This window comes from Vibrio sp. Y20_XG_PY13 (assembly GCF_024181925.1).
GTDB classification, from domain to species: Bacteria; Pseudomonadota; Gammaproteobacteria; order Enterobacterales; family Vibrionaceae; genus Vibrio; species Vibrio parahaemolyticus.
Genome location: NZ_JAMZAL010000002.1, coordinates 324154 through 341052, shown reverse-complemented (window position 1 = coordinate 341052; position 16899 = coordinate 324154). Strand labels below are relative to the sequence as shown.

At 43.8% G+C, this 16899-nt stretch carries 13 protein-coding genes; 10 read left to right on the top strand and 3 right to left on the bottom strand.

Annotated features, from left to right (window positions below; translation table 11 throughout):
* Positions 1–295: 295 nt before the first annotated feature.
* From NL646_RS06675 to pheT, 8 genes are all read left to right on the top strand, one after another.
* Positions 296–1105 (top strand): helix-turn-helix transcriptional regulator, encoded by an 810-nt coding sequence (locus NL646_RS06675; RefSeq protein WP_005486668.1) that lies wholly within the window; start codon positions 296–298, stop codon positions 1103–1105.
* Positions 1106–1428: 323 nt separating this feature from the next.
* Complete coding sequence (locus NL646_RS06670) at positions 1429–2217, top strand: TetR/AcrR family transcriptional regulator (protein WP_005462636.1); 789 nt, start codon at positions 1429–1431, stop codon at positions 2215–2217.
* Positions 2218–2417: 200 nt separating this feature from the next.
* A complete protein-coding gene (locus NL646_RS06665; RefSeq protein WP_253664018.1) occupies positions 2418–4796 on the top strand; it encodes an RND family transporter in 2379 nt (792 codons plus the stop codon).
* 24 nt (positions 4797–4820) lie between these two features.
* Entirely contained in the window at positions 4821–5612 is a 792-nt protein-coding gene (locus NL646_RS06660; RefSeq protein ID WP_253664017.1) for an outer membrane lipoprotein-sorting protein, read from the top strand.
* A gap of 15 nt (positions 5613–5627) precedes the next feature.
* Positions 5628–6800: a hypothetical protein gene (locus NL646_RS06655; RefSeq protein WP_253664107.1), complete on the top strand. Its 1173-nt coding sequence runs from the start codon at positions 5628–5630 to the stop codon at positions 6798–6800.
* A 174-nt stretch (positions 6801–6974) separates the two neighbouring features.
* Positions 6975–8120, top strand: coding sequence for a GGDEF domain-containing protein (locus tag NL646_RS06650; protein WP_069525081.1), 1146 nt, complete (start codon positions 6975–6977; stop codon positions 8118–8120).
* Positions 8121–8405: 285 nt separating this feature from the next.
* A complete protein-coding gene (pheS, locus tag NL646_RS06645; RefSeq protein ID WP_005480737.1) occupies positions 8406–9389 on the top strand; it encodes a phenylalanine--tRNA ligase subunit alpha in 984 nt (327 codons plus the stop codon).
* An 18-nt stretch (positions 9390–9407) separates the two neighbouring features.
* Positions 9408–11813 carry a phenylalanine--tRNA ligase subunit beta gene (gene pheT, locus NL646_RS06640; protein WP_062889279.1) on the top strand — a complete coding sequence of 802 codons (2406 nt, stop codon included), beginning with the start codon at positions 9408–9410 and terminating at the stop codon, positions 11811–11813.
* Between the two features lie 181 nt (positions 11814–11994).
* Here the strand turns inward: pheT and NL646_RS06635 are convergent, their stop codons facing one another.
* On the bottom strand, positions 11995–12873 hold the full coding sequence (locus tag NL646_RS06635; protein ID WP_005495507.1) for an AEC family transporter: 879 nt from the start codon (positions 12871–12873) through the stop codon (positions 11995–11997).
* 546 nt (positions 12874–13419) lie between these two features.
* Between NL646_RS06635 and ihfA the strand changes: the two genes are divergently transcribed.
* Complete coding sequence (gene ihfA / locus NL646_RS06630) at positions 13420–13716, top strand: integration host factor subunit alpha (protein ID WP_005462650.1); 297 nt, start codon at positions 13420–13422, stop codon at positions 13714–13716.
* 119 nt (positions 13717–13835) lie between these two features.
* Here ihfA and NL646_RS06625 read toward each other — a convergent pair whose 3' ends face one another.
* On the bottom strand, positions 13836–14609 hold the full coding sequence (locus tag NL646_RS06625) for a phosphoribosylglycinamide formyltransferase (protein WP_253664016.1): 774 nt from the start codon (positions 14607–14609) through the stop codon (positions 13836–13838).
* Positions 14610–14926: 317 nt separating this feature from the next.
* Between NL646_RS06625 and NL646_RS06620 the strand changes: the two genes are divergently transcribed.
* On the top strand, positions 14927–15577 hold the full coding sequence (locus tag NL646_RS06620) for a thiopurine S-methyltransferase (protein WP_005480776.1): 651 nt from the start codon (positions 14927–14929) through the stop codon (positions 15575–15577).
* Between the two features lie 101 nt (positions 15578–15678).
* Here NL646_RS06620 and purT read toward each other — a convergent pair whose 3' ends face one another.
* Complete coding sequence (purT, locus tag NL646_RS06615) at positions 15679–16854, bottom strand: formate-dependent phosphoribosylglycinamide formyltransferase (RefSeq protein WP_253664015.1); 1176 nt, start codon at positions 16852–16854, stop codon at positions 15679–15681.
* Positions 16855–16899 lie beyond the last annotated feature (45 nt).

Below are 16899 nucleotides of genomic sequence, written 5' to 3'. Positions count from 1 at the left end.
GTAGGGTAAATATTCTAAAACTAGTTATGTGATCTGGTGTTATCTTCTTGTTTTAATTATCTAAGCCATACAAATTGCGATCAGGTAAACTGATTTTATTTCTTTTATTATTAAATGACTTAGATATATATAACCAAGTTCAATGTCTTTTGAGTTATGTCATTTGCGTGTTGAATGGTGTTGTTGGTATATTAATTCAAGAATTTATTATAAAAATATGAACTTATAGCTTGCTAATAAGCTCTAAATTGTTACAAATACTATAAAGCTGTAACATTGCCAAAAGGAATAGTAGATGAGAGATCTGACTCCCGAATATTTGCTAGCCGCTTTACGACAAGCGATTAAAACAAAGGGGCTAACATATCGAGAGCTATCTGAAAAAATGGGCATGCCACTGTCCACTTTTAAGAGACATTTAACCAGTACCAACCTCGCGTTAGATAAACTGCTTGAATACTGTCGTGCGATTGACTGTACATTGGATGAATTGCAAAAGTTAGCCAATCAGTTGCAAGGTGAAGATGAAGATTATTTTAGTCGAACACAAGATGAAGTGTTTTTTCAGTTCCCACATCTTTACGATTTTTATCGTGAACTGAGGATGTTGCGCGGAAAAGATGGATACACAATTTTAAAGAAGAAATACGACTTATCAGAGCAAAGCATGTCTGATTATCTGGGTGCACTAGAGTTGCTAGACCTTGTTTACGTAGATGAAAACAAAAGTATTACGTTGCACGGCCCGCTGTACTACAGCTACGCAGAAAACTCGAAGTTAAACGATAAGTACACCGAGATAATCAAAGAGCAAACAACGACATATGATAAATGCGTTCGTGTTGCTTTGGCGCGAATGAAAATTACGGAAGAACAGTTGCTGGAGCTTGAAGATCAAGTAGCGAAAACGGTGATTGATTTTCACTCGAAGAATGTTGTCGCTGAAAACTTTAATGTTTCCGACTTCACAAACGTAGTTCTACTTGCTGGGCCACATCAACCAGTGACATTCTCTGATGGAATTGTAGAAACAGAATCTCGTTTTATTGACGATATTCGCTACGCAATTGCAGCAGCAGGGGATAAACCAAGCCTTTCAATTTAATCCATTCACTTATCTCTCAGAGCCAATGGCTTGCATCTTAGGTATTGGGAAATATCGAGTTTGTAAGCTCTTGGCTTAACGTCTATCTCTCGCCTAAATCTTCAGCACATCAGTTTGTCTAGCCTTTGTTTTTGCATTTTAATGATAAAACTATAGATTTTTGTAATTTTTCGTTATGGATAAATTCATACTTGTAATGTTTGTTTTTTGATCTATTATGACGAAGTGTCAATTATGACGGTTCGTCAAAAATGGTGACGTTCCTGTTTTACATAATCGTGTTACAATTATCAGGAGTGTGTGGGTATACGGATCAAAGGATTATGTTTAACTTTCGCTGTAAAAAGGATGGTAAGCGAGACGGGTGTCGTGTCTCGTCCGGGCTAACCAAAAAGCAACAAGCGATTGCGGATAGAGAAGTTGAGCTTATTCAACTGGCTAAGTCACTCGTCCAAGAGCAGGGGTTTGCGAACCTCACTATGGATAAGCTGACCTCGGCTAGCTCTTATTCTAAGGGCACCATCTACAATCATTTTTGCAGCAAAGAAGACGTAATACTTGCGCTTTGTATCCATTCGTTAAAAAGCGAAGCGATATTTTTCGAGCGCACGGCAAACTTCGATGGCAATACTCGAGAGAAAATTATTGCGATGCATGTAGGCTATCGTATTTACGCTCGAATGGAGCCAGTGCTGTCGACTTGCGCGATTGTAGCTAAAACGCCTTGGGTGTTGGAAAAAGCATCACCTGAACGTTTGAATGAGCTGAATCGGCTAGAAGAAGAAGTGATTTCCGGTGCAGATGCGTTGGTCAATAATGCCGTAGAGTGCGGAGATCTAAAGTTTTCTCCTGCTATAGGTGCGGATGCTATTGTGTTTGCTAACTGGTCTATCGCATTTGGTTCTAACGCGCTTGCGCAAAACGCATCGAATAGTCGCTGTATACAACGAATCCAAGACCCATTTTCTGTGTTGCACAATGCGAATATGTTATTAGACGGCTTAGGTTGGGCGCCACTTTCTACAGAGTGGGACTATCGGAAAACCTGGCGTCGAGTAGAACAGGAACTCTTTAGCGAAGAGATTGCTTACTTAGAAACAGTGAACCGCTAAATCGGTTACAGAAGCCAATCCAAACGATGATTGGCTTTTTTATCACACTAAAGTGACGAATCGTCAATATTTGACTTAAAAGATGATGCTTAAGGTGAAGAACCTAGAGAGGCATTTGAAAAGTTACGTAAAAACTAGAAAACAGCGCTGGCTGATTTTTTAGTTTTTAAATTTGACGAAACGTCACAAAGGAGAGTGTGATGCCACACCATAAAGCTCAGCAACACCAAGGAATTGGTTTGGGGAAGATACCCACCAAATACAGTTTGCTCGTTCTACTAGCAACTATTTTCTTGATTATTGTCGCTACAATAGGAGGTAAAAACCTGTATTTCAGAGGAGATTACGACATTTTCTTTGATGGTACTAACAAGCAACTGCTTGCGTTTGATGAAATCCAGACCACGTTCGCAAAAACGGACAACCTTGCCATCGTCATCGCGCCTGAAGATGGCGACATTTTTACCCCGCAGACCTTGTCTCTTATCCAGAAAATAACAGTCGACGCTTGGCAAGTCCCATACTCGAGCCGTGTTGACTCTATCGCTAACTATCAACACACAGAAGCCTTTGAAGATGATCTGTTGGTTGAAGATCTTCTATACAGTGAATACGAACTGACCCCAGAACGAATTTCCAAGGTCAAAAGCATTGCACTCAGTGAACCTGTTTTAAAAAGCGCATTGGTGTCAGAGAAAGGCGATGTCACCGTGGTGAATATTACCGTCCAGTTGCCCGAGATGGATAAGACCGCAGAAGTGGAGGAGGTGGTGTCGAGTATCAATGCCATGATTGACCGCTACCAACGCGAGTATCCTGACGTGACTTTTCATAAAGCGGGCATTATTGCTATGAACCACGCTTTTATGACTGCTGCGCAAGATGACAGCTCGACATTAGTGCCAACCATGCTCGTTGTGATTTTGGTCTTTTTGACTATCATGCTGCGTTCCATTCTAAGTGTGATAGCGACGCTGATTGTCATCATTGGTTCTGTGATGGCGACCATGGGCATTTCCGGTTGGGCTGGAATGTTCTTAAGCACTGCGACGGTAAACGTTCCAACGTTGATCATGACGCTTGCGGTTGCTGACTGTGTTCATGTGATTGCGACCATGCGTCAATCAATGAAAAACGGGTTCACGAAAGCGCAGTCAATCGAGCGCAGTATCGCTTTGAATTTCGTGCCTATTCTGATTACATCCGTAACAACCGCGATTGGCTTCTTGATGATGAACATGTCCGATTCTCCTGTCCTGCGAGACTTCGGTAACTTGTCTGCTTTAGGTGTTATGGTCGCCTGTTTTCTTTCCGTTACCTTGTTGCCGGCGTTGCTCAAGTTGCTGCCTATCCACGTAAAAATGGAAACGTCACAAGACCAAAAACATGTCATGGATCGCTTAGGTGACTTTGTGGTTTCGCAACGAAGAGCCTTGTTGCCACTTTCGGTTGCTGTCATTGTCGTGTGCGCGAGTCTTATCCCACTTAACAAGGTGAATGACGAATCGGTAGAGTACTTTGGTCAACGTAACGAGTTTCGTCAGGCTGCTGATTTTATGGAAGAGCGAATCAGCGGTATGACCAACATCAGCATTGCGATTAAAACCAACGAGTCTCAAGGTATTGCCGCTCCTGATTTTCTTAACACGATAGGTGAGTTTTCTAGTTGGCTACGAGACCAACCTGAAACAGACCATGTGGCGACATTGGCAGATGTTTATAAGCGTCTCAACAAGAACATGCATGGTGATGATGAGGCGTATTACTTGCTCCCTCAAGAGCGAGAGCTCGCAGCGCAATATCTACTGCTTTACGAAATGTCTTTGCCGTACGGCCTTGACCTCAATAATCAAATCAATGTCGATAAATCCTCGATCAAAATGGTGTTGACCGTGGCAAACCTCGGCAGTGTGGAACTGGTCGATTTAGAAAACAGAATCTATCAATGGTTTGCAGAGCACGCCCCTCAGTATCAAGTGGTTGCATCAAGCCCGTCATTAATGTTCGCCCATATTGGAGAGACGAATATGGCGAGCATGCTGTCCACTTTACCGATCACGCTTGTTTTAATTTCTGCCTTGCTGATTTTTGCACTTCGCTCCGTGAGATTAGGGCTAATTAGTTTGATGCCCAATATTGCGCCAGCGGTCATTGGCTTTGGTTTGTGGGCACTGATATCGGGTGAAATCAACCTCGGCTTATCCGTTGTTGTGACATTGACGCTGGGGATTGTGGTCGATGATGCCGTTCACTTCCTTTCCAAATATCAAAGAGCGCGCCGCGAGGGGCAAACAGCAGAGCAAGCCGTTCGTTACGCGTTTCATACCGTTGGTCGCGCACTGTGGATCACTACGGTGGTTTTAGTGGCAGGTTTTTTTGTATTGGCAATGTCTAGCTTCAGGCTGAATGCGGATATGGGGCAGCTCAGCGCCATTGTTATCTTCATCGCTTTGGTTGTGGACTTCTTATTCCTCCCAACCTTACTAATGCTATTCGATAAAAAAGCGTACTTACAAGAAAGTCCGTCTGATAACGCGCGCTTGAAAGCGCCGTCCACCATCACTGCAACTCAGTCGTAACTCAGAATTAAAAGGAATTGAACCATGAAAAAAATGAACCACGTATTGCAAGTTTTGATGTTGTCGGCTTCGCTAGTTACATCGCCATTCACTTATGCGAATGAAGAAAAAGGGCTGGAAATTGCTCAGGAGCGAAAAGCAAGAGATGAAGGTTGGGGCGACTCTATCGCAACCATGGAGATGATTTTAAAGAACGCACAAGGTGAAAGCAGTACGCGCCTTATGCGATTGAAATCTCTCGAAGTTGAAGGGGATGGCGACAAAGGGCTGACCATTTTTGACCAGCCTCGGGATGTCACGGGCACGGCTTTTCTCAACCATTCTCATACCATTGATGCGGATGACCAATGGTTGTATTTACCTGCCTTAAAGCGAGTAAAGCGAATTTCGTCACGTAATAAGTCGGGCCCGTTTATGGGAAGCGAGTTTGCGTATGAAGACTTGAGTTCATTTGAAATCGAAAAATACCGCTTTAACCACCTCAAGGATGAGAAGTTCAACGGGCAAGACGTATTCGTTCTAGAGCAAATCCCAACGGACAAGAACTCCGGTTATACCAAGCAGGTAGTATGGCTTGACAAGGCGCATTATCGCCCTCTCAAAGTCGAGTTTTACGACCGAAAAGGCGCGTTATTGAAAACTCTAACTTTCGCTAATTATAAGCAGTACCTCGATAAATATTGGCGTGCACATACCATGGCAATGACGAATCACCAAACTGGCAAAAGTACAGAATTGAACACTAGCGATTTGCGCTTTCAAACAGGGTTGGAAGAGAATGACTTCAACAAAAACGTGCTCAAGCGAGTTAAATAAGGGAGTGGTATGAATATGGGCAAAGGAGTAAACCAACTTGGCGGAATACTCGCGATGTTGGTAACGCCCTCGCTGTTCGCATTTGAGCTTGCGGGGCAATTGAATGTTGAGCATCGACAATTTCTCTCTCAAGGGCTGCAAGGGCAGAGTAAAGGCCAAAGCTCTGTTGTAGTTCAGCCTGAACTTTACTGGGACTTCCAAAGCGGAGAGAGTAGCTTCACCTTCACACCGTTTTTTCGAGTCGATAGCCTCGATGATGAAAGAACCCACGGTGACATTAGAGAAGCGCTTTTTCTCACGTATTGGGATGATTACGAGCTTAGAGTTGGGATCAGTAAAGTGTTTTGGGGCGTCACCGAGTCCGCGCATCTGGTTGATGTTGTGAACCAAACAGATGCTGTGGAAGCGGTTGATGGCGAAGATAAACTGGGTCAGCCAATGGTACATTTTACGGCGATTAAAGATTGGGGCGCTTTTCATGCCATGGTACTTCCTTATTTTCGGGAGCGTACTTTTGCTGGTCAAGACGGACGTTTACGTACGGAGCCTGTTGTTTCTGACAGCGCTATTTATGAATCGAGTAGGGAAGAGAAACACATTGATGTGGCATTTCGATATTCCAAAATGCTGGGTGATTGGGATATTGGTTTGAGCTATTTGTACGGGACCAATCGAGATCCCTATTTTCGATTCGAGCAAGGTGAACTCAAACCATATTATGCGCTGATGAGTCATGTCGGTATTGATGTTCAAGGCATTGTCGGAGATTGGTTATGGAAGCTTGAAAGTGTATATCGAGATAGTTATGACCATTATGTTGGTGTGGTGACTGGTTTTGAATATACCATCGTCGGCGCTTTTGACACGGTTTGGGATGTTGGCCTTATTGGAGAGTACCTCTATGATAGTCGTGGAAATAACGCACAGAACATCAGTCAAAATGATGTGTTTGCAGGTGTCCGCTTTGCCTTAAATGATGAGGATGGAACTGAAATTCTCACTGGGATTACGCAAGATTTGGATAACTCAGATGTTTATAACGCAAAGTTAGAAGCCTCTAGCAGAATATCGAACCATCTGAAGTGGCAAGTTGATGCGTGGTTATTTAAAAATAATACGCCGACAGACTTACTTTATTTTGCTCGAGACGACGATTTTATTGAGCTCTCTATACAGTATTATTTTTAGATTTGCTGAATTGCTTAGCGAAAATAATCCATCATGGAGATCTTTGTCATTATTTTGACTACTCAGTGAGGCGTTAGAAAACTTTTATCGTTACTATTCCCTGCATTTATTGTGGTATTTCAGGTTGCGGCATGGTGACTTGATATAGACTCGTCGATATTGGGAGTAGTAACGTTGAATTCATTTCGTTGGGACATCTATTTTGAAACAGGAATCGAAGATGTTGACGATCAACACCAGTATCTCGTTGAGTTTATTAATAAGTACGGCAAACTTTTGACGCGAAACACGATTTCGATAGCGGATATTCAGAGCGCGTTATTTGAACTCTCTCGTTACGCCGAATTTCACTTCAAAGAAGAGGAAAATTTAATGAGAGAAGTGGGGATTCATCACGAGCATCTCCAAAAGCATATTCAAGTACATCGCACTTTTATGGGTGATATTGTCAGCATGCAAAGTTTTATTAACGAAGATAATCGGCAATCAGCGGAGCAGTTGTTGGATTTTCTCATTCATTGGTTGGCGTACCACATTCTTGGCATCGATCAAAATATGGCGAAACAGATCAAAGCCATCGAACGAGGCGTTTCTCCTTTAGAAGCTTATCGCGAACAAGAGCAGCAAGCTAACGCGTCTACCGAGCCATTACTAGAAGCACTCAATGCGCTGTTTTCTCAAGTGTCCGAACGTAATCGTGATCTCTTAAAACTCAATTTGGAATTAGAAGAAAAAGTAGAAGCAAGAACGAACCAGTTGTTAACGGCAAATAAGCAGCTGGAAGCGCTGTCATTAACGGACTCATTAACTCAACTTCCTAATCGACGCAGTGCAATCAAAACATTGAAAAAGCTTTGGGATGGCACGGAGCACAAAACACTGCCTTTGGTTTGTATCATGATTGATGCGGATTATTTTAAACAAGTCAATGATACGTGTGGGCATGAGGCCGGAGACTTGGTGTTAATCGAGCTTGCACAGGCACTTAAATATCATTTTCGTAGCGATGATATTGTGTGCAGATTGGGAGGTGATGAGTTCTTTGTTATTTGTCCAGACACAGGACTGGACGGCGGGTTACATGTTGCGGAAATGGTAAGAAAACAGGTGTCTCAAATGCTCGTTCCAACGTGTTATGAACCGTGGAGAGGTAGCATCAGTGTTGGCGTTGCAGAGCGAACAGAAAACATGAGTACGTACACCGATTTGATTCGCGCAGCCGATGAATCCGTTTATTTAGCGAAGCAAGAAGGTAAAAATAGAGTTCGGGCTGTTCAAAAGTACGTAACGCTAGAGCCGGTTTCTGTCCGACAAAACTAATCAGTGCAGAATGATTTGAATGGTGAGATTCTGCTACCAAGTTAATGCATTTTCCCCTTCTATGTTTGTAAGCTTATTTATGAAACTGGTGCTTGTTACACAAGCGCTCGCACACTGTTAAGTTCGATAACAGTGCTTTTTTTACGTTTTTGTGTTCTTTTTATTCAATAACCTCTTCTTTTCATAATTCAATTTGGCATTGGAGTCTGGTTTGGCTACTATGTACAGCTATCAAAAAACCAATCACTCCCTTATGGACACTACCAACAGGTAGATGAGGAAACGATGCAACATCTAGAAGAGATCATTGCTAGCGCGAGCACTGCAATTGAAGCTGCCGAATCGCTAGTCGCACTTGATGAAGTGCGTGTTCAGTATCTGGGTAAAAAAGGTGAGCTAACTGCTCAACTTCAAAGCCTAGGTAAACTACCACCAGAAGAGCGCCGTGAAGCTGGTCAAGAGATCAACAAAGCGAAAGGCGTAGTTCAGCAAGCTATCGCAGCTCGTAAAGACGCACTACAAAGTGCAGAGCTTGAAGCGAAATTAGCAGCAGAAACAATCGACGTAACACTACCAGGTCGTCGTATTGAAAACGGTGGTTTACACCCAGTAACTCGTACTGTAGAGCGTATCGAGAAGTTCTTTGGCGAACTTGGTTTTAACACCGAAGCAGGCCCAGAGATCGAAGATGCATTCCACAACTTCGATGCGCTAAACATCGCCGCTGATCACCCAGCGCGTACTGACCACGATACTTTCTTCTTCAATCCAGATTTGATGCTTCGTACTCATACGTCAGGCGTACAGATCCGTACGATGGAAAATGGTAAACCACCATTCCGTTTCATCGCACCGGGCCGTGTATACCGTAACGACTACGACCAAACTCATACCCCAATGTTCCACCAAGTGGAAGGTATGCTGGTTGATGAGAACGTAAACTTCGCACAGCTGAAAGGCATTCTGCACGATTTCCTATGTAACTTCTTCGAAGAAGAAGTAGAAGTACGTTTCCGTCCATCTTACTTCCCATTCACTGAGCCTTCAGCAGAAGTAGACGTGAAAGGTAAAAACGGTAAATGGTTAGAAGTACTAGGCTGCGGTATGGTTCACCCGAACGTACTACGTAGCGTAGGCATCGATCCTGAAAAATACTCTGGTTTCGCATTCGGTATGGGTGTTGAGCGTCTAACAATGCTTCGTTACGGCGTGAACGACCTTCGTGCGTTCTTCGAGAACGACCTTCGTTTCCTAAAACAGTTCAAGTAATCCAGAGGGTTCATCAACATGAAATTCAGCGAATCATGGCTTCGTGAGTGGGTAAACCCTGCGGTTACTACTGACGAGCTAACTCACCAAATTACAATGGCCGGCCTAGAGGTAGACGACGTTCTTCCTGTTGCTGGTTCTTTTACTGGCGTTAAAGTCGGTCACGTTGTCGAATGTGGTCAACACCCAGATGCAGACAAACTGCGCGTAACTAAAGTTGATGTTGGCGAAGAAGAGCTTCTAGACATCGTTTGTGGCGCGCACAACTGTCGCCAAGGTCTGAAAGTAGCAGTAGCAACAGTTGGTGCTGTTCTTCCTGGTGATTTCAAAATCAAAAAAGCGAAACTACGTGGCCAACCATCTCACGGCATGCTTTGTTCATTCACTGAACTAGGCATCGACGTTGAGTCAGACGGCATCATGGAGCTAGCAGAAGACGCAGTAATCGGTACCGATTTCCGTGAATTCCTAGGTCTAGACGACGTAACTGTAGACGTAGACCTAACAGCAAACCGCGCTGACTGTTTCAGCATTCGTGGTCTAGCTCGTGAAGTCGGCGTACTAAACCGCGCTGACGTGACTGAGCCATCAGTAGAAGCAGTAGCGACTTCAATCGAAGACAAAGTGTCTATCGAAGTGAAAGCACCAGCTGCGTGTCCACGTTACCTAGGTCGCGTTGTTAAGAACGTAAACGTTCAAGCTGAAACGCCACTATGGATGCAAGAGAAACTGCGTCGTTGTGGTATTCGCTCAATCGATCCTGTAGTAGACATCACTAACTACGTTCTTCTAGAGCAAGGCCAACCAATGCACGCATTCGATCTAGCGAAGATCGAAGGTGGCATCGTAGTTCGTATGGCTGAGCAAGGTGAGAAGCTAACACTTCTTGACGGCAGCGAAGCAGAACTAAACGCAGATACACTAGTAGTAGCGGACCACAGCAAAGCACTTGCAATCGCAGGTATCTTTGGTGGTGAAGAGTCTGGTGTAACAACTGAGACTAAAGACGTTCTACTTGAGTGTGCATTCTTCGCGCCTGACCACATCCGTGGTCGTGCACGTAGCTACGGTCTGCACACTGATTCTTCAATGCGTTTCGAGCGTGGTGTGGATTACGCACTACAAGTGAGCGCAATGGAGCGTGCAACTCAGCTTCTAGTTGAGATCTGTGGTGGTGAAGTAGCACCTGTTGTTGCAGTAGAGTCTGAAGCAGACCTACCTAAGCCAAACAAAGTTGCTCTACGTCGTACTAAACTAGACAACCTACTAGGTCACCACATCGCTGATGCTGACGTAGTAGAAATCCTAGAGCGCCTAGGTTTGACTGTTGAAGCTTCTGAAGAAGGTTGGGTGGCAGTAGCGCCAACATGGCGTTTCGATATCGCTATCGAGCAAGACCTGATTGAAGAAGTTGGCCGTATCTACGGTTACGACAACATTCCTAACCAAAACCCAGCAGCAGCACTTAAGATGCACAACCACGTTGAAGCGGATCTTCCACTGAAACGCGTTCGTGATCTTCTTGTTGACCGTGGTTATCACGAAGCAATCACATACAGCTTCGTTGAGCCTGAGCAGCAAAAGCTAGTTGTACCTGGTGTTGAGCCTCTAGTACTTCCAAACCCAATTTCTGCAGACATGTCAGCAATGCGTCTTGGTCTTATCCAAGGTCTGTTGAACACGGTTGTTCACAACCAGAAGCGTCAACAGCCACGCGTTCGTCTATTCGAATACGGCCTACGTTTCATCCCATGTGAATCTGCAGAAAACGGCATGCGCCAAGAGCCTATGCTTGCAGGTGTTATCGCTGGTACTCGCGGTGAAGAACATTGGGATATCGAAACTAATACGGTTGATTTCTTCGACCTTAAAGGCGACCTAGAAGCAATTCTAGAACTGTCTGCTAACGAAAAAGCGTACTCTTTCGCTGCACTGTCACCTGAAAGCAAAAAAGCTAACCCAGCTCTTCACCCAGGTCAATCTGCGGCAATCATCGTAGATGGCAAAGAAGTGGGCGTGATCGGTACTGTTCACCCTGAGCTTGAGCGTAAGTTCGGTCTAAACGGTCGCACTATCGTATTCGAAATCGAATGGTCTGCAATCAACAGCAAAGTGATCCCAGAAGCGGTAGCGCTTTCTAAGTTCCCTTCAAACCGTCGTGATATCGCAGTAGTCGTGGACGAAGCTGTTGCATCTGGTGACATCGTTAACGCTTGTCTAGAGCAAGGTGGCGAGTTCCTTAAAGATGCGAAGCTGTTCGACGTTTACGTAGGTAAAGGCGTTGAAGAAGGTAAGAAGAGCTTAGCTATCGCTCTGACTCTACAGTCACTTGAGCGTACGCTTGAAGATGCAGACATCGCTGGTGCGGTTGATGCTATCGTTGCTCACGTATCTGAGAAGTTTGGTGCAGCTCTGCGCGACTAATTAACGCAGCGTAACAAACTTTTTAAGAGACTGAAAACCCTGCCAAGTTGGCAGGGTTTTTTTATGCCTATTCCGCACATACAACATAGATTGTGAAACAAGATTACATAGAAAGATTGTGTCGAAAATCCCAACCTTCAGGTTTGCCTACCAACAGCAACGATGGACTCTCAAGGTTCACTTACGCCAACGACAGCGTGTAACTTAGGAGCAATGGCAACGTCAATACGCTAAAGAAGTTCCCAAACAACACCATGGATGCCACTGTCATCGGTTCGATATTCAGTCGCTCTGCAAATAGATAATTCATGACCGCTGGAGGTAGCATGGTGAACAGCACCATCATTTGTAGTTGCATGGTTGGTAAAGGAATAAACCAATAAATGATTGCAAACGCGATTGCGCCAGTCGTTAACGATTGAACGGTACACAAAACTCCAACTTTTAATCCATCCAGTCTTAGATGGCACATTTGTGAGCCAAGAGAAAGCAGCATTACCGGAACAGCGGCTTGCCCTAGTAGTGCTGTTGCTTCATACAACGGTGTCCACGCGCCAATACCTGATAAGTTCAAACATAATGCGAGTGACGCTGATAAGAAAATTGGCATCTTTATGATTTGTTTCAATGGATTACCGTTACTTAACAACATCACACCTACGCTGATATGTAAGCAAGCTGATACTACAAACAGCAGTACAGCAGAAGAAAGGGCAACTTCGCCAAATGTATAAGTGAACAACGGTATCGCAAGGTTCCCGCTATTTCGAAACATATGAGGTGGAGCCCAAGCTTTAAATGTTAGCCCAGTGATTTTACAAATCGGAATCATGAGTAACCCCGGAATTAAAACCGCAATGATGGCGGCTAAGAGCAGGGGACCTTGTTCAGAGTCGAGCGGCATGCTCACTAATGAGGAAAACACCAGAGCTGGCGTGAATACATCGATATTAATTCGATTTATAGGGCGAAAATCAGGTTTGATATAGCGCCCGACAAGATAGCCCACACCGACAAGAGCGAACACAGGAAAAAGAATATTAATGATCTGATTAATCATGGTCGCCTTAGTGTATATGAGGTAGATGTGCGCTTAGTTGGTTAATCAACTAAGTGGTAATCACAGTATCAAACCTTCATGCATTGCGTCATGGTGAAACAATGAGAACCGTGGATTAAATCAAGCTTTCTCAAAGCACATTAGCTATATGGAGTGGTCGTACCTTTGAACTAATTGTTACGTATCAAGTTACATACAAATCACTGAAATACCGACAAGTTTTATGTCATGTGTCTGTAAAATAGCCAATCTCTGATATTTTTATTAAATAGTGATTAATGTTGTTTTGTTATTATTGTTTAGTCATATTGACTGGATATTTTTTGTAATTAAGCATTCACTAAACAAAAAATATTGAAATGTCGCTATTTAACAATAATTTATACATCGGCATTCCTTTTATTCGCAAAGAAAAAAGTTGGCGAAAATCATAAGCTTGTCATACACTTCCTGATGTAACCCCGATATGTTGTTGAATTGGTAGGGTAAAACTGCTCTGGCGCTACACTAGGTAGCATTGTTTAACATAGCTTTGAGGAAAGTTTTATGGCGCTCACAAAAGCCGAATTGGCAGAAAACCTGTTTGATAAATTAGGATTTAGTAAACGGGACGCCAAGGAAACGGTGGAAGTGTTCTTTGAAGAGATTCGTAAGGCACTGGAAAGTGGCGAACAGGTAAAACTGTCAGGTTTTGGTAACTTTGATCTTCGTGACAAGAATGAACGACCTGGTCGTAACCCGAAAACCGGTGAAGATATTCCAATTACTGCTCGACGTGTAGTTACGTTTCGCCCGGGCCAGAAGTTAAAAGCTCGTGTAGAAAATCTAAAAAAAGAACAGTAAAACCAATCAAATAGATCACGCTTAGTCGTGGTCTTTTGTTATGTATGAAATTTGATGTTTCATACAAACGAAAACCACCGCATTGCGGTGGTTTTGTTGTTTCTCAGGCTGCGTTTTGTTTACGCCGCTTCTAAATGCGTCGTTAAGTAAGGCTGCCATGCTTGTTGGTATAAGTTTTTCGCTTGGCTACGCATATTCTTAATGGAAGCCATTTCAATCTCGCTTAGATTTCGCTTTTCCATTGATGCTTGACGTTCAAGCTTTTGAATTTGCTCATACAGGTCGTGTTCAGGACCATTTTTTACATCCGCAATCGCTTTTAAGTGCAGCTGTACTTCTGCAATCAAATTCGTTTTTGGCAAACGGACTAACAAGTTCAGATCACGGTAGCCAGAAGGGCCAGGTTTCTTAAAGCGGTTTTTGACTTTAACGATAGTTGTTTCGCGCTCTAGCGTTTCGTAAATAGAGACCAAACTTGCCACATCTTCCGCCACAATAGTCGCACGAGCTAAGTCAGTAATGCGTTCTACTTGGCCATCCAGTTCATGTGCGATTTTTTCTTCGGCGCGATGTTTAGATTTTATGCCAGCGAAATATGGCTGAGCATCGTTGAGTAGGGCGGTACTTTTACAAATGGTTTCAAGCTCGAATTGGGCTTGATGCGCTTTGCTGTAAAGAATATCGAAATCTGAATAAGGCTGGGTTGGACGAGAGTCGATGGATTGGATTCCATACAAGCCGCTAAGGCTGTGTTTAAATAGTTTAGAACAAACCTCGTTTTGACTAGGGGAACGATTTTGTTCATTACTTGGGGCATTAGGAAGTGCGGCGAATGCCGGCGCACGGCTTAGTACCAAAAGCATCAATGCTGTAGTACGTAGAAATAAGCTCATTCACTCTCCTTAACTTGCTTGCACTTAGAAAATGGGAACGTAAAAGTCGCTAAGACTGGGCAAATTAGGTACTAACTTATTTATGGGGACTTTCCGAAAGATCCCAAGGCTAAAAATTAACCTTTTGGAGGAATCGTGCGTTAGATCACCATTTCTCTTTTCTTTATTCTGCATAGAGAATAAAGAGTTTGTTCTCCAAGGAACGATGACATCCTATCATCGCAGTATTAACCAAAGATGAACGGCATAGACAAATTAAAAAAAATCATTAGTCTTACCCCACAAAACGAAAATCAGCCAACAAGTAGAAAGTAAGAATGAGAGATCAAGAATTTTGGCACAGTAAGTGGGCCAGTAATCAAATCGGTTTTCATTTGGAAGATGTGAACCCTCTATTGCCAGCGTACTGGCACCATGCGAATCCGAAACGTGAAGACAAAGTCTTGGTTCCTTTGTGTGGTAAGTCTGAAGATCTCGTTTGGTTAGCAACGAAACATGACTCTGTGGAAGGGGTTGAGCTGAGCCAAATAGCGGTGCGTTCTTTCTTTGCTGAACACTTTTATACACCAACTGTGACCCCAATTAGTGGTATGCACGAGTTGTATCAGTTTGATGAACTGTCGATTTATACTGGTGATTTCTTTACGGCTCCGGTTTCTCAAGCCGATATTGTTTATGATCGCGCTGCGTTGGTGGCTTTGCCGCAAGATATGCGAGAAGAGTACGTAGCGCGCTTGAAGCAGCTTTTGAATCCGGGCGGTCGTATTTTGCTTGTGACATTGAACTATCCGCAAGAGGAAATGGCTGGTCCTCCATTTAGTGTGCCATTGGAAGAAATTCAACAGTTGTTTGCAGGCTACAAGGTAACATGCTTAAACGTCGATCAAGCTGATGAACATCATCCAAAGATCGCGAAGAAGGGTTTAAGCCGCTTCTCTGAAGAAGTGTACTTAATTGAAGCTCAGTAAGACGATTTCCGTACTAGTGAGTTTATGAATAGAACTCGCAAATAAAAGAAAAGCGCAGCGATATAAAGCTGCGCTTTTTTTGATTGTTGAGAGCTCAAAGATTAGTAAACGATTTTTACTTTCTTTGCGTTTTCGACCGCGTCTTGAACCGACTCTTCAATAGTTTTACGGCGAGTTAACACGACACCCAAACGACGACGACCATCGATTTCTGGTTTGCCAAATAAGCGTACTTGAGTTTGAGGTTGCGCTAAAGCCTTCGCAAGGTTGTCGAAACGAATGTCCGTTGATGTGCCTTGACCTAGGATCACCGCTGATGCAGAAGGGCCATACTGAACGATTTTATTAATCGGCATTCCAGTAAATGCGCGAACATGAAGAGCAAACTCGGACATCTCTTGAGAGATCATCGTAACCATGCCAGTGTCATGCGGACGAGGAGACACTTCATTGAAAATAACCTTGTCACCTTTAACAAAGAGCTCTACGCCGAAAATACCGTACCCACCTAAAGCGTTTACGACTTTCTCTGCCGTGTACTCTGCTGCTTTTATTGCATTTTCCGACATTGCTTGTGGCTGCCATGATTCACGGTAATCACCATCTTCTTGACGGTGACCAATTGGCGCGCAGAAGTGAACACCATCCACAGCTCTAACGGTCAACAAAGTAATCTCGTAATCAAAATCGATAAAGCCTTCAACGATGACTCGACCTGCGCCAGTTCGGCCGCCTTCTTGTGCGTAGTCCCATGCTTTTTCAATATCGTCTTCCGTTTTGATGACACTCTGTCCCTTGCCAGATGAACTCATGACAGGTTTGACCACACATGGGATACCTACGTGCTCTACTGCGGCTTTAAAGTCATCGTAGTTGTCTGCAAATCGGTAAGGGGAGGTGGATAGGTCTAGTTCTTCTGCGGCTAAGCGACGAATACCTTCACGGTTCATTGTGAGCTTGGTTGCTTTCGCAGTTGGCACAACATTCAGGCCTTTCTCTTCAAGCTCGACAAGTTTGTCGGTCGCGATAGCTTCTATTTCTGGAACAACGTAAGCTGGCTGCTCTTTGTTTATGATCTCTTCTAGAGCCTTACCATCCAACATATCGAGCACGTAGCTACGATGAGCGACTTGCATCGCAGGTGCGTCTGCATAACGGTCACAAGCAATCACTTCTAGACCTAGTCGTTGGCATTCAGTTGCCACTTCTTTACCAAGCTCACCAGAGCCTAATAGTAATACACGGGTAGCATTTGCGCTGGTTGCAGTACCGAACATAGTGTTCCCTTACAAAATAAAGTGATGAGACAGAAATTGCAGGGG